The organism is Citrobacter sp. CRE-46, assembly GCF_059615875.1.
Genome location: NZ_JCAPUG010000002.1, coordinates 46,458 through 67,182, shown reverse-complemented (window position 1 = coordinate 67,182; position 20,725 = coordinate 46,458). Strand labels below are relative to the sequence as shown.

Annotated in this window: 21 protein-coding genes and 1 pseudogene; 1 reads left to right on the top strand and 21 read right to left on the bottom strand. The window is 51.9% G+C overall.

What is annotated here, in order from left to right; translation table 11 throughout:
• Positions 1-45: 45 nt before the first annotated feature.
• The 8 genes from AC534G_RS25760 to AC534G_RS25725 form a co-directional block, all read right to left on the bottom strand.
• Positions 46-333, bottom strand: coding sequence for a hypothetical protein (locus AC534G_RS25760; protein ID WP_048227635.1), 288 nt, complete (start codon positions 331-333; stop codon positions 46-48).
• Positions 330-1,490 (bottom strand): plasmid transfer ATPase TraJ, encoded by a 1,161-nt coding sequence (traJ, locus tag AC534G_RS25755; RefSeq protein ID WP_053389045.1) that lies wholly within the window; start codon positions 1,488-1,490, stop codon positions 330-332. The genes AC534G_RS25760 and traJ overlap by 4 nt, the downstream gene beginning before the upstream one ends.
• 11 nt (positions 1,491-1,501) lie before the next feature.
• Complete coding sequence (locus tag AC534G_RS25750; RefSeq protein WP_053389046.1) at positions 1,502-2,308, bottom strand: type IV secretory system conjugative DNA transfer family protein; 807 nt, start codon at positions 2,306-2,308, stop codon at positions 1,502-1,504.
• Positions 2,305-2,778: a DotD/TraH family lipoprotein gene (locus AC534G_RS25745; protein WP_053389047.1), complete on the bottom strand. Its 474-nt coding sequence runs from the start codon at positions 2,776-2,778 to the stop codon at positions 2,305-2,307. Before AC534G_RS25745 ends, AC534G_RS25750 begins: the two co-directional genes overlap by 4 nt.
• 132 nt (positions 2,779-2,910) lie before the next feature.
• Positions 2,911-4,119 (bottom strand): conjugal transfer protein TraF, encoded by a 1,209-nt coding sequence (locus AC534G_RS25740; RefSeq protein ID WP_053389048.1) that lies wholly within the window; start codon positions 4,117-4,119, stop codon positions 2,911-2,913.
• Between the two features lie 102 nt (positions 4,120-4,221).
• Positions 4,222-5,058, bottom strand: coding sequence for a hypothetical protein (locus AC534G_RS25735; protein WP_053389049.1), 837 nt, complete (start codon positions 5,056-5,058; stop codon positions 4,222-4,224).
• Positions 5,059-5,203: 145 nt separating this feature from the next.
• Complete coding sequence (locus AC534G_RS25730) at positions 5,204-5,680, bottom strand: hypothetical protein (RefSeq protein WP_127341066.1); 477 nt, start codon at positions 5,678-5,680, stop codon at positions 5,204-5,206.
• 19 nt (positions 5,681-5,699) lie between these two features.
• Positions 5,700-6,863: a site-specific integrase gene (locus AC534G_RS25725; RefSeq protein WP_213135375.1), complete on the bottom strand. Its 1,164-nt coding sequence runs from the start codon at positions 6,861-6,863 to the stop codon at positions 5,700-5,702.
• 825 nt (positions 6,864-7,688) lie between these two features.
• On the opposite strand from AC534G_RS25725, the pseudogene AC534G_RS25720 reads away from it, so the two are divergent.
• Positions 7,689-8,069: pseudogene (locus AC534G_RS25720) on the top strand (phage tail protein); the annotation flags it as partial.
• A gap of 381 nt (positions 8,070-8,450) precedes the next feature.
• Here AC534G_RS25720 and AC534G_RS25715 read toward each other — a convergent pair.
• The 13 genes from AC534G_RS25715 to AC534G_RS25655 all read right to left on the bottom strand — a co-directional run bounded on the left by AC534G_RS25715 (position 8,451) and on the right by AC534G_RS25655 (position 20,543).
• Positions 8,451-8,957, bottom strand: a complete 507-nt coding sequence (locus AC534G_RS25715) for a sugar O-acetyltransferase (protein ID WP_077223963.1) — start codon at positions 8,955-8,957, stop codon at positions 8,451-8,453.
• 54 nt (positions 8,958-9,011) lie between these two features.
• Positions 9,012-10,298, bottom strand: coding sequence for a shufflon system plasmid conjugative transfer pilus tip adhesin PilV (gene pilV, locus AC534G_RS25710; RefSeq protein ID WP_058687259.1), 1,287 nt, complete (start codon positions 10,296-10,298; stop codon positions 9,012-9,014).
• The gene (locus tag AC534G_RS25705; RefSeq protein WP_053389052.1) at positions 10,295-10,969 is read right to left on the bottom strand and encodes a prepilin peptidase; all 675 of its coding nucleotides are present in this window, start codon (positions 10,967-10,969) and stop codon (positions 10,295-10,297) included. Before AC534G_RS25705 ends, pilV begins: the two co-directional genes overlap by 4 nt.
• The gene (locus AC534G_RS25700; protein WP_069325157.1) at positions 10,954-11,436 is read right to left on the bottom strand and encodes a lytic transglycosylase domain-containing protein; all 483 of its coding nucleotides are present in this window, start codon (positions 11,434-11,436) and stop codon (positions 10,954-10,956) included. The genes AC534G_RS25705 and AC534G_RS25700 overlap by 16 nt, the downstream gene beginning before the upstream one ends.
• 84 nt (positions 11,437-11,520) lie before the next feature.
• A complete protein-coding gene (locus AC534G_RS25695) occupies positions 11,521-12,135 on the bottom strand; it encodes a type 4 pilus major pilin (protein ID WP_052463753.1) in 615 nt (204 codons plus the stop codon).
• Between the two features lie 13 nt (positions 12,136-12,148).
• Entirely contained in the window at positions 12,149-13,243 is a 1,095-nt protein-coding gene (locus AC534G_RS25690) for a type II secretion system F family protein (protein ID WP_040231337.1), read from the bottom strand.
• Positions 13,236-14,795 carry a GspE/PulE family protein gene (locus tag AC534G_RS25685; protein WP_048227627.1) on the bottom strand — a complete coding sequence of 520 codons (1,560 nt, stop codon included), beginning with the start codon at positions 14,793-14,795 and terminating at the stop codon, positions 13,236-13,238. The genes AC534G_RS25690 and AC534G_RS25685 overlap by 8 nt, the downstream gene beginning before the upstream one ends.
• 2 nt (positions 14,796-14,797) lie before the next feature.
• Entirely contained in the window at positions 14,798-15,298 is a 501-nt protein-coding gene (pilP, locus tag AC534G_RS25680; protein ID WP_053069306.1) for a type IV pilus biogenesis protein PilP, read from the bottom strand.
• Complete coding sequence (pilO2, locus tag AC534G_RS25675) at positions 15,282-16,586, bottom strand: type 4b pilus protein PilO2 (protein ID WP_048227626.1); 1,305 nt, start codon at positions 16,584-16,586, stop codon at positions 15,282-15,284. The genes pilP and pilO2 overlap by 17 nt, the downstream gene beginning before the upstream one ends.
• Position 16,587: 1 nt before the next feature.
• On the bottom strand, positions 16,588-18,264 hold the full coding sequence (gene pilN / locus AC534G_RS25670) for a PilN family type IVB pilus formation outer membrane protein (protein WP_048227625.1): 1,677 nt from the start codon (positions 18,262-18,264) through the stop codon (positions 16,588-16,590).
• Positions 18,265-18,278: 14 nt separating this feature from the next.
• Entirely contained in the window at positions 18,279-18,719 is a 441-nt protein-coding gene (gene pilM, locus AC534G_RS25665; protein ID WP_224773767.1) for a type IV pilus biogenesis protein PilM, read from the bottom strand.
• A complete protein-coding gene (locus AC534G_RS25660; RefSeq protein WP_053389054.1) occupies positions 18,716-19,840 on the bottom strand; it encodes a TcpQ domain-containing protein in 1,125 nt (374 codons plus the stop codon). Before AC534G_RS25660 ends, pilM begins: the two co-directional genes overlap by 4 nt.
• Positions 19,841-19,862: 22 nt before the next feature.
• On the bottom strand, positions 19,863-20,543 hold the full coding sequence (locus tag AC534G_RS25655; RefSeq protein ID WP_048227624.1) for a hypothetical protein: 681 nt from the start codon (positions 20,541-20,543) through the stop codon (positions 19,863-19,865).
• Positions 20,544-20,725: the final 182 nt, after the last annotated feature.

Below are 20,725 nucleotides of genomic sequence, written 5' to 3'. Positions count from 1 at the left end.
GGGAAGCGCGTAAGCGCTGTGGAGAACTGGCGTGTCAGACTGGGCTCAGAGACCGGTCCAGTCTCGCGGCGTTTCGATGAAGTGTCGGTACCACCAGGGGCGACCGGAGGCAATCTTTCCCCTGAAGGTACTAATCACGCGCAGGCAGATGGCACGTACACTCCAGCCAAAGAAATTCAGTGCAACAAAGAATCCCAGAATGGCGGAACAGATATACAGCGTGTTCATGGATGGCCAGCGAAACCAGATCAGATACAGCAGCAGGAACGGCAGCGGAATACCAAAAAAGCTGACCGGCGGAGTGGCATAACGCCAGAATCCTTCTCGTTTCATTGCGTGAGTTCCTTACCTGACAGATAGAGCGCTGCTTCATCTCTGTCTATGTCACCTGTTACGAAACCTTCCCGCACCTGATCGACAATACGCCGTTTTTCCATCCTCAGAATGGTGTCGATGTACGCCGGCCACTTTTCTGAAGGGATATTCTGAAGCGCATCGCGTAAGTCATCGTCGAATACGATGTATTCCCGAAGGGCACGACGTTTGCCGTCAGTCGTTTTGACAAGTACCTGGACTGCGATGAAACGCAACATACCAAGTAGCTCCCACGCACGCGCATCTCGAATTTGAGGCGGGAACAAACCAAGTAATCGGTTCAGGGTTTCACCTGGCGACTTAGAGTGCAGAGTCCCGATAGTCATGTGCCCGCTTTCCCCGGCCTGAACAGCGGCTTCTGCTGTTTCAGTATCGCGGATCTCCCCGATACCGATGACCTCCGGGTTACGGCGCATGGCGGAGCGAAGCCCATCTGCAAAACTCGCCACGTCACGGCCTACCTGAGCCTGATGCGGTGGCAGAAGGTCATCGGGACGGCCAAGAATGTACTCAACCGGATCTTCGTAGGTCACTATCTTGCGGTCAGGTTGAGTGTTCTGACAGTGTCGATACAACGCCGCCTGAAGCGTTGATTTTCCGGAACCTGTTTCGCCGCAGATGAGACCCAGCCCTGTTTTTGGCAACATGGAGGCTGCCAGTTCAGGCTCTATACCCATCTTCAGAAAGTCGGGGATGATATGTGGGATAACGCGCAGAGTGACGGATAATGCCTTTTCTTCCCGGGCAGAGGTTCCCTGAATAATGTGTGCGCGCAGTCGCACGCGTTCACCCCGCTTCAGGCCATGACGCCCGTGCATATCACCGTCGATCTGGATGGCTCTGTCCGACGGTTTACCTCCCTGCACTCTAGGGCGCACTTCTGGTCCCAGCAGGTCATCAAGCATATTGCCGAGCATGGTATTCGGCAGTACGGTGTCGGAGACTCTCTCACGCCGACCATAACGACTAACAGAAACTGGAGAGCCACCGACCAGGTCCACGTCACTAACGGCCTGTGCTGAGCACCAGGCAAAAAATGCCCTGAACTCGTCGGCGGTGAAGGCTCCACTGAATGGAAAAATCCCGAACTTATCTGGGATAAGAGATGTGTTCACGAGAAAACTCCTTACTGAATGGTAACAGACGGGCGCCAGCGGGACTTCTGGAGTTCAAACGACGCATGTGATTTGAGTCGGCGTACGCGATCGCCAGTAACGAGTTTCTGCCCACTGCCGGTCACAGTCTGTTGTTGTTCGGTAACTTCCGGTCGGGAAATCATGCCCCGACGCCAGAGCAGGGAGTAAAGCATCATGCCCCGATAATCACGGGTGAGCTGATTCATACTGGCTTCAAGGGTCAGGTCAGCATTTGCGCGACCTTCCTGCCAGCCTTTTTTCAGCGCGTCTTCCCATACCTTTCTCTGAGAGCTGTCTTCCGGCACGACCAGTCCTTCTGTGCCCGGGGTTGCCGTGGTGGCCAGCCCGCGAAGTAACCAACTGCGCCAACTGGGCGGGTTACTGACAAATCTCTCCGGTCGGATAATGGTCCAAACCTTTGAGGCGGTGCGGATTTGATTAGGAGTGATGTGTGCAACGTCCTGCGCTTCATCGATAACCGGCGGCAGCCAGCCCTCAGGGCTGATAAGCGGCCGGAAATCGTAAAGGGCATTGAGGGTGGACTCGCGGGCATTTAGCGCCTGGGTCAACTCCCATGCACGCTGAGATTTACCCCCCCGAAATCCCAGTGTTCTGCCGGCATCAGTAAGCATCTGCCAGCGAGTTTCGGAAATACTGTCTGGTCTTTGTCGCTCCGGATTGAGCCAGGCCTGCATATCCGGTGGAGGCACACTCGCATCAGTTGTTGGCGCAGGATGCTCGGCGGCACAACCGGTCAGGAGTAGCGCAGGGAAAAGTAATAAGAGAAAATATTTCATTTCTTACTTGTCTCCGGTTGCATGAAATTGAGCTGCAGCAGTCCCGGATACTGATTCAGGGTAGCTCGCCATGCTGTCTGCGCTTCAATCACACGCAGCACGTTGCTGAACGTCATACCCCGAACGTGTAGCGTTACGGGTAAGGGCAGACGCACGCCGCTGTAGTTGAACTGCAGGCCGCGTGCACGCGCCAGTTCAGCCAGCAACTCCACAGCATCACCTTCCCAGTCGAAGGAAACGTCAGCACTGTTGGTACGTATGATTTCCATGGGCGATGGTGCAATTTTCGAACCGGACCAAAGACCGTTATTCCACATCTGATATTGCGTGTGACGGGCAACGGCGACGGATGATGCTGCGCCGTAGCGGTCAGGAGAAACAGAAGCTGGAGGCGTCGATGGCGGAATCCAGGGCTGGCAGCCGGCAAGAAGAGAGATAGCCAGCACGCCGGGAAGAATTAAGTAGTTCATAGTAGTTACCTTGCCGGGAGGGCGACTGAGGTTAAAGCCAGAAGATTCAAGGAGACGGAGTTTTGCAGACGGTAGAGATATTGATCGGAAGTAAACGGCAGAGGAAGCCCATTGCGGGCTTCCCTATGATTATCAGAACGTGAACTGCAACTGCGCAACCGCGCCGTAGGTACGATCAGTTCCGGCTATACCGGTAAGGTCCAGGTGTACTACATCAAACGGTGAGAAGCCCAGACCCGCGGTGAAGGCGTTACCCTCGCTGGAGACCATGTTCTGGCGATAACCAGCACGAACCTGCATCCAGCTCCAGGCGTTCAACTCAGCCCCTACACTGGCGAACTGGCGTTTGTCATCTCGCTCAAAACGGCTGGCTTCGGTCAGATCCACATCGAGTGCGGTAGTCAGGACGTTGTTGCTCCATGCGACGCCGGCAGTGGCTTGAGGTTTCACTTTGAACGTTTCTTTCTCGCCGTTCACTTCTTTAGTGTCAACACTGCGGGCAATGATGTTCTGTACCGCCAGACCCAGCATCCAGTTATCTCCGAGGTTTGTGGCCAGACCGATGTCGGCGTTAAATCCGGTTTTGGTGTTGTGGTAATCGTCTGAGTTCACGTCATTTTTGTCGAAGTCGTTTACCGTTGCGCTGTAATTGAAAAGATCGATTCGCTGATACTTGGGTGTAATGCCCAGTGACCAGCTGTGTCCTGCCGTTTCAAATTCATGCGCCATAGCCACACCTACGTCGGTGATGACGGCCGCCCGACCATAGGCTCGGGACGTTAGTGCATCTTTGTCTACCGCATCCGCCGGTATGGCCCCGCTGGCGATTTTGTCGAGATATTGCAGATCGTGGTCGCTGACCGTGCCATTTACGGAAACGGTGCCCCAGGATTTCACGACAACAGCAAATGGGAGTACTTTATTTGGGGTGGTGGCAATAACAGATGCCCCGACCTGCCCGTTTGCCTTCACATCTTTCAAATCTTCCAGCTTATTTCGTAACGCGGCAGCGCTTTCGCTAACACCGCTTTGGCTGTCGACAGCATTGTCAAATTTGTTCCACAGATCTTTCACGTCATCGGCAGTATCTATGGCCTTATCGGGGTCTGCCACCTGGACACCCACGGACGGCAGCACCAGACTGAAGTCATCATTCGCGCCAAACTTTGTCAGGAGTGCCGGGTTGGATAAGGCAGCAGTGCCGTAGTGTGCAGAGGCCACGCCGGTCCCCCCCATGGCATCGCTGCGGGCTTCCATGTAGGAGGTTGCTGCACCTGCATGAAAAGCCATCATGACGGCGGAAGAAATCAGTGTTTTTGCAATGTAAGTCTTTTTCATCATTAAATTTCCTGTAGTCAAGTCTGGATTTTGGGCAAAAGAAGGTCTTGATGCGGCAGCATCAAAAATTTCTTTTTCTTTTTTAATTCAATATTTCTGCGTGGTTTAAAGCTGTCTGAATATAAGTGCGGGTAGTGTTATTCCCTGTTCAAGCGCTGTGGATAGTCCCTTGCTGACCGTTACGGTGCGCAGAGTGCCTGTTGCGGCATGTTCTCTGAGGAGGCGTTCTTTCCAGTATTTTTGCTCTTTATTCAGAACGAGCGGAATAATGGATAACACCGGGAAATATGTCAGCAGGGATGAAGAAATTTTCTTCTTAATTAATATGCCGGTTTGTTCCTGATATTCATCCTCACCTGTATGTTCGGTCGTCCAGAAAATAACGCTGTCATTATTATTCTCATCTGAAGGAATTATCATCTTCCGTAAGGCATCTTCTGTTTGTGGCCATTGATGTCGAGCCAGGGTGGTGTCGACCGTTGGAACATTCCTGCCTAACAACCAGTCCTGTGAAACGAAAAACCACTGAGCGAGCGCCTGCAGGAGCGGAGTGGACAGATAGTCCATCGTTCGTTCCCTGTCCTGCAGTACGCTCACCCGAACATTCCATGACGAAAGCAACTCTGCGATATCAGTCGGGTCAAGCTCATGTGCCTGCATTAGCACCTCAAAGCGATCGATGATACTAAGCGCGGTATTGCTGAACGGCAGGAAAATATCGCGCAGAGAACCTTCTATAACCAGATTCAGTAGCTCCGATTGAGATATCCCAATCTTGCCGGATAACTCATCAATCAGCTGGCGGGTGCCGGGTCTCATTCGGAGTGACGTGGTCTGCATAGGCTTCTTTTCATTGCGCTGAAGCAGTTCTGCAATCCTGTTCCGATCAAGGTCGGGGAGCGCCAGAAGCGAGGTGAAAATTGCGGTAAGACTGTTTGCCACGTGGCCCCCTTAAGTAAAATTACATCTTGCGGTTCAGTGAGTTAAAGAATAATTAATCGTGACGCGCATGTATAACGAGTTAATTCGATCGTGTAGATCGACTGCGTTTACGTGTGCGTTTTAATTGCGTTTGTGTATTGTCGTTTTAACGCATTCTCCGGCGCGGTCGAATGAGTACAAGCACGCCGGTTTCCGGTACGGTAATCCAGCGCCATTCCTGTACCAGTGTTTGTAGCCGTATCCCGTTCCTGACGGCAGGAGGAATCGATACTGTGATCCAGCGCCAGCGGTGTGTATCGTCCATTTTTCCCATCAGGAGGGTCATGCTTTTCATGTGTGCCGGGCGCATCAAATGGGATGTGAAGTACACTGGGGCGCTGTCCCTTTGTAACGCCAGTTGCAACGTGGCAAGAAAACTACGGTGAAAGCGCGCTGCACGATGAAGATTAAGATGACCAACCCGGTCAAATGTCGAAAGGTGCAGGGTAGTGTAATGCTTCTTTCGATGACTAACCGAGGCCGTGCGAAACCCTGTCCAGGGCGTCACGGCACTAACGATTGTCATTACCGGGCAATACAGCAGTAATGTCAGCGGTACTGCTGAAAGGATAATCAGATACACAGTCCCTCCAGGATAAAGGTTACGCCCGGGCCGAGAGAGCCTGGTCGGGGTTAAGCGGACAAATCATGATGTGGTCGTTTGTTTTGATGGGGAGTTCCCCTGGTGCAGGGACTCGTTCGCCGCGCTGGGCAGCAAGTGCCAGAGTGCGTAGTAGCAGTTCGCTGGCGCGGGTCAGGGCAAGTTCGCGGGTCGGCGCCGACACCATCAAGTTTTCGAAGTCGCATAGCATCACTCTTATGTCACCAGTACTTCCGCAATCCTGTTCTACCAGTGCGGGATAAGGTACGAAGTAGGGGGCAATCTTTTGAGTCTGGCGCCGTCGCGCGTCCAGCTTGCTGACCAGTTGGTAAGCTCTCAGATGGGTGTAGCGTTTAAGCATATTCATCGACCGATGACCCGAAATTGCAGCGACCTCCATAACGTTCAGTGTACCGAGCTCGAAAAAGCGACTGATGGCCTCGTGCCGAAGATCATGAAAATGCAGATTTTCGATAGTGAGGGCCTTGAGGGCGAGCCGCCAGGCGCTTTTGAAACCGGATGACGTATAGGAAAATACTTTACCTTTTAGTTGGGCCGGCAACATCTGAAGCAGATTACGTGCTTTGCGTGAGAGGGGAACGTCACGCGATGACCCATTCTTGGTGTCTGGCAGGTGCGCCACACCGTGCTGCAGATCAATATATTCCCATTGCAGGTTAAGGATTTCACCCTGACGCATGGCTGTCTCCAGCGCGAGATGAAAGATTATATACAGCATTAAGTTTCGCTCGCGGAAATACCGGGACAGTCTGCGCTCTTCAGTGGATGTCAGGCGGCGATCACGACCTTTTGATACTTTCGGTTTACGCACTAATTCGACCGGATTGCTACGGCAGGTTCCCCATTCCACACGCGCAATACCGAAAAGTGATGACAATAGCGCCAGCTCAAGTCTTACTGTATTACCGGTGATAGGGTTCCCCGTCCTGGGGTTGCGCTGGGTCAGTCTTTCATCACGGTAGGCGGCAATATCAACCGTGGTGATTTCGTCCATATTCCTGCTGGCCAGTGGGTGGCGCTTAATGACGTTGGTTCGGTAAAACTCCTGAAGGTGGCCCTTTTTATGAACAGATACTGATTCGTAATATTTATCGAGGCCACGACTGAGGGGCATTTTTCTAATACGCGCAACGGAAGACATCATTACTCCTAAAAAGGTGAAGAAAATAAAGCCTTAAGAGAAAAATGCAATAATTCTGTCAATCCGGCGTGTGGAATAGTGGTTTGAAAATCGGTTTTTTTTCTGTCGCTTCTCCAGTTGGTGTCAACAATATTACATGGGCCAGATATTGTGCTTTAGGGCATTACGGACAAGGTGGTGGATCGCAGATCTACCCAGTAGCCGGGCCGGATGGTGAAGGTAAGTACCTCTGGCAAACTAATACATTAGGCGGTGCTGTTATGATCAACTGTTTCTAACTGTCAATCCGGTGCCTGGGCTAATTCTGGGGAAAAAAAAATACAGCGTTACACATGGTCAGTAAATTCAGGGAATAACTACGGCGATATTTGCCAGACTTCCTTGAATTCGAGCGGGTTAACGGCACAAGGTTGGGTCGCCACTGGATCTGATGCTTGTACAGAAGATAACCAAACTTGCACTATAGATAACGTTAGATGTTTTGCAGTCAGACTGAATTAATTAATCTGTCAATCCGGTGTCTGGCGCAGGAACATAGGGAGTACAGTTTTAACGGGTTTAATCGGCAACGGGCAACAGATTCCGCTGCCCACAGGTTTTAGCCAAAACCAATGCACCTGGAGTGTCAGCAATAGCGAAAATCCACATGGATGGAAACCAAATTACTTCGCCGGTCAAGTTGCTGCCGTAGATGCAAACCGAGTGGTTACATGCGGCTACTATGATGAATATGTCTTTCACCCAGGCACTAACCGAACGGATTTAACAGGGAAATGCAGCTTCATAATTAGCTGCTCATAAAAATGAACTCAACAGAGTCAGTGTGACTGTCAATCCGGCGTGTGGGGCGGATCTGACAGCTACCCTGTTGGTAGCCCTATTCCGTGGCCTTCCACAACACCCCCACCAGGTTTCTTTTTAATGGCAGGGCAGAGCTTTTCATGCGGTTCTAACCCTAAACTGGCTATTGTTTATCCTGGATGTGTATTACCCGATCTACGCGGCACATTTATACGTGGTTGGGATAATGGGCGCGGCCTCGACAATGGACGAGCTATTCTCAGTTACCAAAAAGACCAAAGTAATATGATCCTTAATACTGGTGGTAGGCTCGAAGGCCATCATAACGGTATGGATCATTACTACTCAAATGGTAGTGAAGTACGCCCTAAGAACGTTGCGTTTAACTACATAGTCAAAGCCGGTTGAGGAAACTGTCAATCCGGTGCCTGGCGTTCCCCCTCTCCATCTGATGGTATTTACACCTCTCTCGGAGCGTTTAAAGGCTTTTTTAGTAGCAGCAACACAACTGGAAAGCAGTTTAAAATATATGCCTGGGGAGGCAATCCCCCCCCCAAAAAAATCAACTTTGGTAACTCAGATAACTGTGCCAATACGTTTTCACTGACAGCTACAGTTGGCGGCCTTACTGTTGCACACTCAATCGATGGTAACTCTCAGTGGCAGAAATCTGGAAGTTTTTCATTTGATGTTCCTGATGGCCAATCGTTCTCGATTACATCAAATGGAATGATGGCTTATGGGTGCGATTACGGCAGTTTTAATGTGTTTCGTTTCCAGTAACCCATATCATATGTTGCGTTTAAAAACAGCAGGAGAACCTGCGTACAACGTATTTTCTGGTACATCCGAACGTACTACGCTGTTTGCCGCTATAACGCTGTTATTGCCAATTGTAACGCCCGGTAAAACGACGACGCCTGCTCCTAGCCATACCTTATGGCCAATACTGATTGGAGCCTGAGTAACGCCACTACATCTCAATTCAGGCGAAGTTTCATGGCTGGCTGTCGTCAGTGTGACATTCGGTCCAATCAGGGTATTGTCGCCTATCGAAATTGACGCATGATCGAGGAAGACACATCCAGTGTTGATGTAGACACCTTGACCGATCGTTATGCGACCATATTCATAAAAAAATGGGGGGGTTACTGCGCTTTCGCCAGTTATGACAACCCCTGATTTTTTGAGCAACTTGTTGCGTGATTTTCTTCGAAGATTTGTTGTGTTGAAGAGGTTTCTGGCAGTCGGTACTTTCAACCTGTTTCTTAATGTACTGAAGAGATACGTAAGCATTATTAGCGGCTTCCTTTGCTTGTGCTTGAGGATTTATCCAAGTTTATCATTCAGTTAATTTTTAGCACACCACGCTATTGCGCGCATACACGTTCCACCCGTAACACCACCTCCAGTAACAAGTTGCCAGGCATTATCTGATGGTGATGGCATTGAGGAATCTGGGGCGTTCCACCCGTTACCACCTGTCCAGTTTGAGAGAACCCAGCCACCCGAAATCAATTGTTTTCCGGCAGGACAGTAGGCTTTTGAGTAGACGTATTTGCCACAAGCATCATTTCCTTGAATCATTTCAAATGCTGATACCTTGCCGCTGGACGTCCACGCACCGGATTGACAGGAAAGTACGCCGCCATTGGCATCGCGGCTTATCTGCCCATTCGGGTAACAAGCGATGCCTGCAACATTGATCCGATCCAACTGCAAAACCCCACCTGCTGACAAGTTGCCTGTTGCTTTGACTGTGGCACCAGAAACCTCGTTAGTTGCCGTAATATTGCGTCCGGCGCTAATGTCGCTGTCGGCACGGACCGTTGCTCCTTTTACCTGTGCTCCGGCTGTAATGTTTTGGGTGAAACTACCGTTTGCACCGCTGACATTACTGGTAAAAATACCGTTTGACCCACTGACGTTTCCGCTAAATGTTCCAGTCTGGCCATTAATGGTGCCGACACTGTTCAGGTTGTTACCACCCATGTCGATAGCAGTGTGCATTTTATTCAGATCGGGACGCCCATTTACCTGAAAACGGTACAGCCTGTCGTTGTCCTCCTGCGCACCAGACAGCTCATCTGTTGAGAGGAGTACTGCAATATGTCCATTACCAGAGGTGGCACCGTAACTGCTCAGCAGGATTTTCCAAGAACGCAGGGCACCTGTGGCGGTTTTACCATCATCAATGTAGCCCCCGAAACCGGTTTTGATATCCCTTGATATCAGCCTCAATGCCTTGTCCGGGTATACACTGCCACCGCTGGATACTACCATGCCCTGTAGTAACTCCGTGTTTTGCCCATTCCTGACCAGATAAGTGTTCAAACGCTGACCCTGACTGTTTGTTTCGGTGAAACCGGACGGCAGGAAACCCGTGTTTTTAAGCATGGCCGTAGTTATCACTGTCGGCGCGGTGGTACTGGTTGCGCTTAACAAAGTGGCGTAGTTACGACCGACGTATCCCCGTGCAGCAGCTGCGTATGTACTGATATGGGAGGCTTCAACCTGCCAGTTTTTCTCCTGCTGCCAGTCTTTGTATTTAGTGAGTCCAAAGACGGTCATTGCCATCACAACTATGAGCGCCAGAGCAACATCAAGATTCGCCCAGCCACGATCGTGCTTTTTCATAAGATTGATATCCATACAGGTTGATACAGATTGGATAACTGGAAGAGACTCCCGCTAAGACACAACCAGGGGCCAAGGGGCCCCTCTTTTTTTCCGGACAAATGCCAGGTTAGCAGCCAGAGCATAAAGGCTGCAGCACCAAACAGAGTGGCCAGTGCTGCATCTTTCCCCCCCATCCAGGCCGTCAGACCTGTTATCAGCCATAAATCTCCCCGACCAAGACGCTGATCGCCCCGGTTTATCAGGATACTCAGCAACGTCATCAGGCCGCCCACCACAGCGATTTCCACCAATTGCGTATATACACCTGCAATCGAAACGTCTTTTGTTACTCCCCAAATAAGTCCTCCAAGTAACAGACGTGCTGTGAAAGTACGTGGCAAATATCCACTGACTGCGTCGGTGATACCGGACTGAAGCAGGAAGCCCATCATCATGATGGCAGCAGCCCGATCGGCAATTGGAGTCGGTGACAGGGCAGCGATCATACTGAACGTGGCGAAAAGCCAAATCCCAGCAGTTAGAAGCGAGTTCCGCTCCTTACTATGAGCAGTGGTATCTTCCAGAAAGTCGAGTACTCTCCACATCAGGCATCTGCCAATTAGCGCAAAACCCAGCAGTAACGGCAGGCTCCATGCTGTTGCCAGGCTGGTGACTATGATGGTTCGCATATTCGCTTTCCTTTCTCCTGCCGACAGACTCGAAGGCCTTTCAGTTCCAGATAGAACCCCCAGATACGGTTGGCATACTGTTCGCGAGTTTCGTGCCTGTCCTTACGAAATCCAGCGTTGTAAGACCCGAGGCAATTCCATGTCACACCACATACCTGAAAGTGGCTGGCCAGTATCCACGCCCCGATCTGAATATTCAGACAGGGTCGTTTCAGCAGGTCTTCTGCACTCTGGATGATGCCCATTCGGATGAGCTTTGGCACATGGGTTGAATTTATCTGCATCAACCCATAGTCCGTGCTGACCGGATTGCCCTTTTTATCCCTGTTAGTGTTTGTGACCCATGGTCGGAGCCAGGACTCCCCTTTGGCCATTGCCTTAAGCAGCAGTGGCTCTATCTGGTATCGGGCACCGGCACTATTAAAGCAGGCATCAAACGTATCAGGAGGGGAGTTCGAACTGGCCATCAATGGACCTGGGGAAAGGGAAAAAATGAGCAGCATCATTGCCAGGTAGCAGGAGAGAATGCGTTCCCTCCGCATATCGTCTCCTTAGCTGTTAAGCGTGAAGATCAGCTTGTTAGTACCGGTACTCCCATTGTCAGCTGTGCATTGTGCGCTGGCTTCTTCGGTTGTCACGATTCCATCACTGTGTGCCGTGGAGTTGACGGTAATGGCATCAGCAATTTTGGCTCGGCTGAGCTGTGTGGCGAGCGAGACGCAGGCATCCTGAGGAACCATTTCGTAGGTCAATGAGAATCCGTTTGAGAATCCAGACACGGTTACAGGTGACAGTGTCACTGCACCACCCCATCCATTGTAAAGTGTGGCAGTCCCTGAAGAGGCTGTACCCCGTACAGTCATACTTTTAGGCTGGACTTTCATCTGGATAAGCGCGCCCATCATTTTGGCTCCGGAAGTGAATGTGTAACCATCTCCCCCTTTCAGCAGGTTTTGTGTACTGGTGATGAGAGATTGAATATTCGATGATTCCTTACCCACGTTGACGTTATTTTTGAGGGCGAAGTATCCCGCCAGCACAAGGCCGATGACGACCAGGACGATCAGGGCAATACTCCCCTGTTCCAGAAACCCCCAGCCTCGATGGTGCAACACTGTCTTAACCGGTTTGTATGTCTGAGAAGTTGATTCGGAATTAAATTGCATGATTTTTCCTCGTTTAAAAAGCGCCCGACGAGCTGTTAAGGGCATTGATATCCATAACGACAAGGACCAGAAGCAAAAGCATCAGGATCATTGCCAGGAACATGAGACCGCGGATAACGACTGCACGTTTTGCTACTCGCTCCAGAGTTTGTTCAAGCCAGCGCTGGCCGTAGTTAATTATGATTTCATCATCGCCGTCCCCCTGTAGAAGGGAGAGAAAGTTGGCAGCTTCCTGCGACGGAAAGTCATAACCGCAATCTTTCAGGGCCAGCCCGAAATGTTTACCTTCACGAACGTGTTCGGTAATTGCTTCGATACGCACAGCAAGCCAGGGGGATGCCGTTTCCTGCAGAATCTCCAGCGCGTCTTTAGTTTTGACACCGGACTGCAGTAGTGCACCGATGTTCAACAGGAAAGTTGCACCCTGAATATCCTTATAAACCGACCATGGCATCAGACCGTCGAATGCACGGCGAAGTTTGTCGGGGCGGTGCCAGCGGGGGAGTGACCAGATAGTCCAGATAGTTGATGCGATAGTAGCGATGGCAGTTATTACGCCATATTCACTGAAATACAGCGAGATACCATAAAGAAAGCCGAGTGCACCGGTCCAGTTCTCTGGCGGGCTGATTTCTGTCAACGTGGGAAGTAACTCAGTATTCAGCACATAAATGGTGCTGGCCATCATGATGGCAAAGCCGATCGGATAGATGGCCATCTGCCATACTGCAGCACGAATACGCTTACCGGCGCTGGTCAGAGCACAGGCGTATCTTAGCGCGCGTGGTAGTGACTCACTGCGTATGCCTGCGCTTATGACGGACGCTTCTGCGGCCGGTAGCCATCGGGAGAGCGTACGCTCCAGCGTTTTTTCCCCGCTGTTTTCCCTTAAGGCATCAACACAGTCATCCGTCAGCTCAACGTAGGGATGCCAGTTCTGGCCGAAGTTTGTCCAAGCATTGCGCATTTTCTCCAGTGAAGGCTTAAGTTGTTGCTGGTTTTCAATCAGAAATCGCAGGGCATCATAGAACTGAACACGGTATCGACCGCTGAACGTCTTGCGAACCAGGGTATATCGGAGTCGTTTCAGGACGTGCATTTCACGCATCATCCACCTCCAGACGTTCATCTTCATCGAGCGGAATGATACGGTTGGCCATCAGCGGGTCGACCAGTCCTTCGTTGATTTTATGCAGGACGTGCCGGACACGGCTGATCCCCTGCATGTGATTTATCCAGTATTGGCGCGCCGCGACTTTGCCGTCTGTTTTCAGCAGCTTAAAAAGACGGTTATTGGTCTCGATAACCTCGGCAATGACGGTACGCCCCCTGATCCCCTGACCGACTTTACCGCGAACCTGACCGTTTATCTCCACCACTTGTGTACATGCTTCACATCCCTCTGGGTTGTGGAAATAGAGCTTATCGGTCGAACAGATACCTTCAATGTTGCAGTATTTCTCCAGCCAGTCCTTTTCCTCGAGAGTCAGGCTGGCGACCTTATCCTGCCAGGATATACGACATTCAGGACATAGCGTGGGCACCAGGCGCTGGCTGATAAGTCCAATCAATAACTGGGCATCACACAGCAGATTTTCGTTAATGCCGAGCGTAACCATGCGTTCCGGGATACCGAGTGCAGAGTTTGTGTGTAGCGTAGTCATCACCAGGTGTCCGGTCTGGGCGGCATAAATGGTGGCCAGCATCGAGATAAGGTCGCGCATTTCCTGCATCATGATTGAGTCAGGGTCCAGTCGCAAAGCTGACGAGATGGCTTTTCCCCAGGCGATATGTACTGCTTCTTCATCAGATTTGTCGCAGATGATCGGGGTCTGAACAGCACCCACGACCTGTCCCTCAAGCGGATCTTCAATGGTCAGAAGGTGTTGCCCGGGGTTGGTATCGAGGTATACCCGACAGGCGGTACGCAGCGTAGTGGACTTACCAGAACCGGTAGGTCCCGAGAGAATGATTTTCCCTTCAGGGCGGTCAATCATGCGTATCAGTAGCTTGATTTGTTCGGGCAAATACCCCAGTTGTAGAAAGTCAGGTACGTTATTGCCGTCATCCGGGATAAGGCGCATTACCGCAATCAGACCATCGCCAGTTGGACGGTGGCTGTAGCGGGCACCAAACAGGCCTATTTTCCGCATCATGGCTGGAGAGAGTCGTGCATCCTGCTCACGGTGTGGGTAGAAACTGGTTTCTGACACATCCGACATAGAGAGAATACAGGTGGCACAGAGGGACATTCCTTCCTCTCTCTGACGTTCATCCACCACATGTAAATAGCCGTGAACCCGCATTTTGACCTGGAAGAGCGAGTCTGAAATCAGGAAGTGAATATCTGAGGAGCCGAGCTTTCTGGCCACTGAGAAATAGTTCAGGATCCGTTGCTCACTGTGGCTGCTGTCGCCACCCAGATCTGCCAGCGTCAAACCAGCCTTATCGCTGGCCTGAGGTTGAGCAGCCTGGTTTTTTTTCGCCTCACGTAAGTCCGAGAGAGTAACAAAACGATGTTTGATCCCTGGATGCTTATTCATTAAATCCATCAGCGCGGCCTGTACACCTGGGTCGCCTCGCTGGTTGGTGTCGATAAGGATTTCTTTCTTTTCTCCGTCATCAAACAGCAGGAGGGATTCTGCAGTAATAGCGTTCATGGTTAGTCTCCGAAAGCAAGCAGAGTGCCATCGCTGAGTGTGACACCGGCAAGCGTAATACTCCTGACAGTGCTCTCCAGACCAGGAATACGGCTCCCCGGCGATACAACCAGTGACTGTCCTGATGGTAGTTGTAGTGTGGCGCGGAGTTTTTGGTCGCGACCGTTGATTTCCAGCACGACAGGACGATTATTTGCGGGAACTGTGCGTGCAGGTTGGCCGGGCAGTGAAGTCTCACCGACGATAGCTCCAGGAAGGGAAGGGGCGACGGTACCGGCACCGGCTTGGTTTTCCTCCAGCTGGCGCTGAAGTTGCGCCCCCTGCACTTCTGCCTGGAGGATGATGTTTCGGATATGCAGTTGCTCAAGCTGACCTTTTGTCACTTCGGCTGGTTGTGATACCTGCTGGTTAGTTGACTGAGAGGCCTGAACAGGTAATGGACTGAATACTGGCAGCAGGAGCCAGAGTGTCGCCTGTCGCAGAAAGTTACTTTGCTGACGCATAAATTTTACCTTCAGTGGTATAGCTGAACGCACTGCCATTCAGCTCGAAAGAGATTCGGGTTAGTCGGATACCAGTTTCATCCAGACCGTCGAATAACATGATGGAGGGGAGGGGAGCGGAGAAACTAAACACGTATTCCTGCCAGTCCTGCACGGGAGGCGGCTCTCCGTTCGCCCCTGGCAGGACTGGAGGTGCAGCTACATCAGTGATGTTGAGCATGACCTGCTGTCGCTGGAACCAGGAGAGGATACGGATGAACTGCGTTGAGCTGCTCGGCACGGCTTCATCTTTGAGTGGGCTGTCAGGGGGAGCCAGTGTAACCCTGGCTTCCCGCCCCCCCTCTTTCAGATTGAATACAGGTGTGACACCGAAAACTTCCCGGGCGCGGGCCAGGAATCCCTCTACTGTACCGCCCGGCATAATCTGGTACAGAAGTGTTATCCCATCAGGTGAACAGGTTCCGGATGTCAGCTTCCAGCTTTCCAGAACATACTTCGCCGGATCGGTCCGTCTCTGACAATCGTTGAGAAGATCCGTAGCCGTGACTTCGTGTGCCCAGGGGTGAGGCAGAGATTGAGGTTTTACCTGGGTGGCAAACATCGCGCGGGCCCTGGCCTGGATTTCCTCGGCGGTGAGCGTCGGCTCCTCTGGTGGTGTGGCAGCCTGCCACCAGGTAATGCCAAATGTACCCATCAGCAATATCGCGCTGGCTAAAAACCAGCGTTGTCTTTGCAGTCCATCAACATGTACACGGCATTGCTGTCGTCTACGCGCAGAGAGTCCGGTAAAGAGACTGTTGGCTTCAAGCGGGGTGTCCACTGTGGCCAGACACTTCCATCCTTCTGACGGCGGTTCATTCATGCTCAGGAACAGTGTCAGCAGCGTTTGCATTTTGTCTGCGCCCCCCGTTTTATCGGCGGTGACGGCAGGCAAACCATTGATGCTGGCCAGAAACACGAAATCAGTACTATTCAGTCGGTAAATACCATATCCGTTTCGTGTACTGGCACAAAAAGCGAGCGCCAGTGAGTAAAGCTGATGCCGGCGATGACGGGCTGGCAATCGGCCGCCCCCAACTACCTGTTGCTGCCTGTCCCGTCCATTTATTCGTTCACTGGAAGCATTAACACCGATACCTGCTGTACTGGCGGGCCGTGCTTTTCTCAGTTGAAATGACGGTAGCCGGAATTTCTGCCTTTCCTTTGGTGCCCAGTCCATTCCCGCCAGCCAGTAACGGCTGCGAGATTTTCCATCCCGGATTGTAAACAGGTAAGCCTCATCATTCATTTCAGCCTCCGGAGTTCTGCGGGAACGTCGGCGTGATCACTATGACCAAAGTGGTTCGCTCGTTTTTACCTGACTGACTTCCACCCAGGAGCGGATTCCCTGGCGTGAAGGTACCGGACTTATTGACGGAGGTATTGTTCTGATCAAAGCCGGTGAGGATCAGCGACTGCCCGGCCCGGAGGTTTGCCTTCTGGCTCAGGGAGCGCAGTTTGGTATATGGCATCTCTATATAGGAGTTGCCGTCTTTTGACGTGAAGTTACGAATAGTAGGTGGATCAGACAGATTGAAGTTCACCTGCAGCTGAACATTACCTGTTTCCTGAATTAACGGCAGGAGGGTCATGTTGAACCCGGTAGTGATCATCCCCGGAGTCAGAGTTGTGGTGGCGCCAACATCAGTGGTGGTTGTTGTAGCCGACTGTGCCACATAAACCGTCTGATCTGCCATCTGGATAGGCACGGGCGTCAGGTTTGTCACGGTGCTGGACTGAGAGGTGACGACGCTGACATCACCCTGTTCGGACAGTGCTTTTAGCAGCAGGCTGGAGCCAGCAAACTTCGCGGCATTACCGGTAGCGGTATCAAGAATGGATGCGCCGGCAGATATACCGCCAGAGAGATCCCCGGTAGCGTTATTAAGCGTTGCGCCAGCTGAATGCAGTGACTTGTAGACCAGATTCCAGTCAATCCGGAAATCTTCATTTCGTGAATTACCGACGCTCAGTACTTCAACATTCAGCGCTACCTGCCGGTTCATGATGAGATTCTGCTCGTTCACGTAACGGGCCACGGCAGCCTGTACTGAAGGTGTATCCGTCACAATCAGTGATGAGCTGGACGAGGACAGCCAGTAGCGGCCTTTATTTGGAGTCAGCATGGACTCAACAGCTTTGCGCAGATCAGCATACAGATCGTATTCCTGACCGGTAGTTGTGCTCTGGGAGGTGGTGGATTCCCCGGATGCGGAGTTATCCGTGCCACTGGTGGCCCCCATACTGCTGGTCGTTCCTGAACTGACGCTCGACGTGCTGGACGTTTTGGTATTCAGCATGGCCAACGAATAGGTCCGGGTTTCCATCAGGTAGAAAACGATGGTGCCATTATCCATTCGCCAGTAGAGACCGCTACGGCTGGCCATCAGATCCAGAAGCCCGCCCAGATCGCCCTGCCACATCAATCCGGTGAGATTCAGGGGCTGGCTGGTTCCGCCTGTTGCCGGAGAGGTTACGCCACCCAGGCTTGCCAGTGGTGTCCGCCCACTGTCATCAGGGGGGGGGAGTGAGCCACTCATCTGGCGTGTGACGCCGGTGCTGACGCTACTCTGGCTGATATCAATGGCATCAGGAGTAAATATGACTGGTGTGCCGCACAAAGCTGTGATGCGTTGTGCCAGTTCCTGCAGCGTAATGTTCTTTTTTGCCTGAGTTATGTTACAGGACGGAGCCTGGCGGTTTCTTTCCCGTACGGCGACAGGAATGGGGCTGGGGTTAATCCACTGCCGGTCCGTCCAGGTCAGTGGTTGTTGGTGTTGGGTTCGTGGCAGCTGCGCCTGCGCGCGGGCTACCGTGGCATCAGATTGAGCCTTCGTCTGCATTTTGTTGATTTCAGAGAAGGTACAGCCTGCGAGCATGGCAAAGCAGGACGCCATCAGCAGGCGCCGCAAAAGGGTTTTCTTCATGGGGAAAATCCGGATTAGTTGAGGTAAACCACGGCGCCTTCAGAAACGCCCTGTGGTGCCGTGAGTCCGGTGGCAAGACCGGAGAGCCAGATTAGCTGGCCACTTCTCATGGTGCCGATAAGTGCCGAACCGCGACTCTGTGCCCGTAATGCATCAACGAGCCCAGGTTGTTCCGGCATCCAGATCCACAATCTGCTCTGAAGTAACCGGTACTGGATTCGGCTGTCGGGCGTGAAGGGAAGACCCAGTTGATCGGTTGGAATGGCGCCCTCCTTCTGACCTGTCTTGTAACGCCAGTCATTAACACGATTAGCGATGGTCAGGAACTGGGATGCATAAAACTGGCCGCTCTGTGTTTGTATAGCTGTCCGACTGTTCTGATTGCGCTGGGAATCTATATCACCGGCGATAAGGAAAAATATCATACCGATGGCCAGTATGACCCAGCCCATCATCGACCTGCCGGAGTGTCTGTGACTGATACCACGCACTGCATGCGGGAAGCTTCTGCATAAAGCGGTTTCTGTGCGGTACGGTAAAGGTCGAACATTTGGCCGAGCATGGTTTCAAATGAACCGCGGAATGTCAGCGGAGCATCAAGCCGATAATCCGTCACGGCGACAGGCCATATAACCGTCCAGTGTGGTGAAGCGCCAGATTCACAGCGGGTGTCCTGTGCCCATTTCATCAGCATTTCCCGCAGAGTTGTACCAGCCGGTGCCGTCCAGGTTTTGCCCTGAATCACAGGTGCGATCGGTTGTCCTGTGACTGGCTGCGGTTTCACCGCTACCGGTGTCTGCGCCGATTTTGTCGTTACAGGGGCCGGAGATTTAACAGTTGCCTGCGTTACTGGTTGGGCTGAATCCGGGCCGCTGAATGGGTTTTTCGGTACGCCGGCTGCCTGGGCAGGAGTTGTTCGGTTTTCAGTGGACGACGCAGAGGTTTTTAACTGAGCAGATTGACCCTTTCGCTGCAGTGTGACGGCATGACGATTCCAGTCCACCTGCGCCTGGATTGATTGCTCTTCCAGCAAACGGTTGAGCACCCTAGTCCACTGGTCATTGGTGTATACCGAGACGATACGGGTATTCAGGACAGGGCGCAGTGCATTCTCGTAGTTGAGTGCCCAGCCAGTGGGAATGATACGTTTGACCCACTGTTCGAGTGTGAGGTTGCGCGCCGGTGATAATGACAGAACTTCAACGGGACCCGGTGTGCCGATAAATGTAAGTGTTGACAGTGATGGGTTCGCGACTGAACCAGGTGCGCTGGATTTACTTGTGGAGGAAGCCAGCATTGTTGGTTGAGGTAAAGGCGAGGTCTTCGATAACTGCGCTGCAGTTGCCGACTGTCGTACGGGAACAGGTGTAGCGGCCGGAGGCGCTATCCGTCGTTGTGTTTGTTTGATTATATCAGCGCTGTCGCTGATCTGACCGTCTACAAACACGAGTGCAGGGGTGTCTGGTGCGACATTACGGTTTTGAAATCCCGTGCAGCTGCTCAACAGTGACGGTATTAACAGGGGCAGGGCAATTTTATGCACGCTGACGTCCCGGGTGAATGGTCGAAACTTCATGGTTTGTTCCTTTTGTTATCGGTCAGTGAAGGTCTGGCCGCCAGAGATTACCGCTGCCGACATTTTCTCGATCTCCCCATGCTCCCCATGCGGTTTCCGGCAGGGTACTATGTCCGATATAGAGAGTGCGTAAAGTAGCTTTAGACAACGAGGTGTCCCGGCCTCGAACAACAGAGAAACGATCGAGATAGAAAGACTTTTCAACTTCTTCGTCCTCGTTTTTTTTCAGCAGGAGTTGAAATGTGACAGGTGAAATCATTGAGCCTGTTGCGGTAAATGCTTCTTCCATACGAGTGAGCTGCAGGATGTGATTCTTCCGGGTGCGCTGGCGCTCCATGATTTCGGTGACAACTTGTTCAGGCCAGGGGCAGAGGCAGTGTTTCCAACCAAGTCCTAGAAGTGAATTAAGTACTGCCCGGAATCGAAAAAGATCGCAGTTCCCGGTTGATACAGAGTTCGTCCAGAGCGTAGTCAGTACGGCATCAATGGAGCGTTTTTTTTCGGTTTCGAGTAACTGCCGGATAGTCATGAACTCGCTTCCCATTCCTTTGAATGTCGGTATTCTTCTTGCTCCGCTTAACCATTCAGTGATGAATCTACGTTTGCCACGCTCTGAGGTTATGTGATGGTTTTCGACTGCCGTACGTAAGGCAACGAGAATGCACCACAAGAGATGGCTGACCTGTTCCTGGGTGGATTGCATGGTTTGTCTCTCTTAGGTTCCGGTTTCTGGCAATGACGTCTGTACCTTCATTCCGCCAGAATGAAGGAAGCCTGAGTGCTGGCTGGTTAAAGGAACAGAGGTTGTTCATCGGGTAGGACCAGCCCAGACGTCATTGCCGGAAAACGGTGCAAAAAAAAGCCCCCATAGACGGGGGAAACTAA

Coding starts and splice junctions, on each gene's coding strand:
- AC534G_RS25760 (WP_048227635.1), bottom strand. CDS start 333: ATGAAACGAGAAGGATTCTGGCGTTATGCCACTCCGCCGGTCAGCTTT.
- AC534G_RS25750 (WP_053389046.1), bottom strand. CDS start 2,308: ATGAAATATTTTCTCTTATTACTTTTCCCTGCGCTACTCCTGACCGGT.
- AC534G_RS25745 (WP_053389047.1), bottom strand. CDS start 2,778: ATGAACTACTTAATTCTTCCCGGCGTGCTGGCTATCTCTCTTCTTGCC.
- AC534G_RS25740 (WP_053389048.1), bottom strand. CDS start 4,119: ATGATGAAAAAGACTTACATTGCAAAAACACTGATTTCTTCCGCCGTC.
- AC534G_RS25725 (WP_213135375.1), bottom strand. CDS start 6,863: ATGATGTCTTCCGTTGCGCGTATTAGAAAAATGCCCCTCAGTCGTGGC.
- AC534G_RS25715 (WP_077223963.1), bottom strand. CDS start 8,957: ATGCTTACGTATCTCTTCAGTACATTAAGAAACAGGTTGAAAGTACCG.
- pilV (WP_058687259.1), bottom strand. CDS start 10,298: ATGAAAAAGCACGATCGTGGCTGGGCGAATCTTGATGTTGCTCTGGCG.
- AC534G_RS25705 (WP_053389052.1), bottom strand. CDS start 10,969: ATGCGAACCATCATAGTCACCAGCCTGGCAACAGCATGGAGCCTGCCG.
- AC534G_RS25700 (WP_069325157.1), bottom strand. CDS start 11,436: ATGGCCAGTTCGAACTCCCCTCCTGATACGTTTGATGCCTGCTTTAAT.
- AC534G_RS25695 (WP_052463753.1), bottom strand. CDS start 12,135: ATGCAATTTAATTCCGAATCAACTTCTCAGACATACAAACCGGTTAAG.
- AC534G_RS25690 (WP_040231337.1), bottom strand. CDS start 13,243: ATGCGTGAAATGCACGTCCTGAAACGACTCCGATATACCCTGGTTCGC.
- AC534G_RS25685 (WP_048227627.1), bottom strand. CDS start 14,795: ATGAACGCTATTACTGCAGAATCCCTCCTGCTGTTTGATGACGGAGAA.
- pilP (WP_053069306.1), bottom strand. CDS start 15,298: ATGCGTCAGCAAAGTAACTTTCTGCGACAGGCGACACTCTGGCTCCTG.
- pilO2 (WP_048227626.1), bottom strand. CDS start 16,586: ATGAATGATGAGGCTTACCTGTTTACAATCCGGGATGGAAAATCTCGC.
- pilN (WP_048227625.1), bottom strand. CDS start 18,264: ATGAAGAAAACCCTTTTGCGGCGCCTGCTGATGGCGTCCTGCTTTGCC.
- pilM (WP_224773767.1), bottom strand. CDS start 18,719: ATGATGGGCTGGGTCATACTGGCCATCGGTATGATATTTTTCCTTATC.
- AC534G_RS25660 (WP_053389054.1), bottom strand. CDS start 19,840: ATGAAGTTTCGACCATTCACCCGGGACGTCAGCGTGCATAAAATTGCC.
- AC534G_RS25655 (WP_048227624.1), bottom strand. CDS start 20,543: ATGCAATCCACCCAGGAACAGGTCAGCCATCTCTTGTGGTGCATTCTC.